Source organism: Shinella sp. G-2, assembly GCF_050172695.1.
Taxonomy (GTDB): Bacteria; Pseudomonadota; Alphaproteobacteria; order Rhizobiales; family Rhizobiaceae; genus Shinella.
Genome location: NZ_JBBEYH010000062.1, coordinates 1 through 1,301 on the forward strand (window position 1 = coordinate 1; position 1,301 = coordinate 1,301).

Consider the following 1,301-nt stretch of genomic DNA (forward strand, 5'->3'; position numbering starts at 1 on the left):
GCGATCCGGCTGAAGCAGGTCAATCCTGACCTGACGGTCGTCGTGCTGGAAAAGGGCTCGGAAGTCGGCGCGCATATCCTCTCCGGCGCCGTCGTCGATCCCATCGGCATCGACCGCCTCCTGCCCGACTGGCGCGAGGACGACAGCCATCCCTTCAAGACCGAGGTCAAGGACGATCACTTCCTGTTCCTCGGCCCGGCCGGCTCCATCCGCCTGCCCAACGTCTTCATGCCGCCGCTGATGAACAACCACGGCAACTACATCGTCTCGCTCGGCAATGTCTGTCGGTGGCTGGCCACCAAGGCGGAAGAACTCGGCGTCGAGATCTATCCCGGCTTTGCCGCCTCCGAAGTGCTCTACAACGACGAAGGCGCCGTCATCGGCGTTGCGACCGGCGACATGGGTATCGAGCGCAATGGCGAGCCCGGCCCGAACTATACCCGCGGCATGGCGCTGCTCGGCAAATATACGCTGATCTCCGAGGGCGTGCGCGGTTCGCTGGCCAAGCAGCTCATCGCGAAGTTCGATCTCCAGAAGGACCGCGAGCCCCAAAAATTCGGCATCGGCCTCAAGGAACTCTGGCAGGTCAAGCCGGAACACCACAAGCCCGGTCTCGTGCAGCACTCCTTCGGCTGGCCGCTCGGCATGAAGACCGGCGGCGGTTCGTTCCTCTATCACCTCGAAGACAACCTCGTCGCCGTCGGCTTCGTGGTGCATCTCAACTACAAGAACCCCTATCTCTTCCCCTTCGAGGAGTTCCAGCGCTTCAAGACGCATCCGGCGATCAGGGGCACCTTCGAGGGCGGCAAGCGCCTGTCCTATGGCGCACGCGCCATCACCGAGGGCGGCTACCAGTCGGTGCCGAGGCTGTCGTTCCCGGGCGGCGCGCTGATCGGCTGCTCGGCCGGCTTCGTCAACGTTCCCCGCATCAAGGGCAGCCACAATGCGGTGCTCTCGGGCATGCTCGCCGCGGAAAAGCTGGCGGACGCCATCGCCAATGGCCGGGCCAATGACGAGCCGATCGAGATCGAACAGGGCTGGCGCGACAGCGCCATCGGTTCGGACCTGAAGAAGGTGCGCAACGTCAAGCCGCTGTGGTCGAAGTTCGGCACGGCTATCGGCGTGGCGCTCGGCGGTCTCGACATGTGGACGAACACGCTGTTCGGCTTCTCCTTCTTCGGCACGCTGAAGCACGGCAAGACGGATGCGCAGAGCCTTGAGCCTGCGGCAAAACACCAGCGGATCGACTATCCCAAGCCCGATGGCGTTCTGACCTTCGATCGTCTGTCCTCGGTGTTCCT

General features: G+C 63.8%; 1 protein-coding gene. It reads left to right on the top strand.

Features of this window, described 5'->3' with window-relative positions; translation table 11 throughout:
• Positions 1-1,301, top strand: a 1,301-nt coding sequence (locus V8U06_RS29080) for an NAD(P)/FAD-dependent oxidoreductase (RefSeq protein ID WP_427143633.1), incomplete at both ends; no start/stop codon positions are given.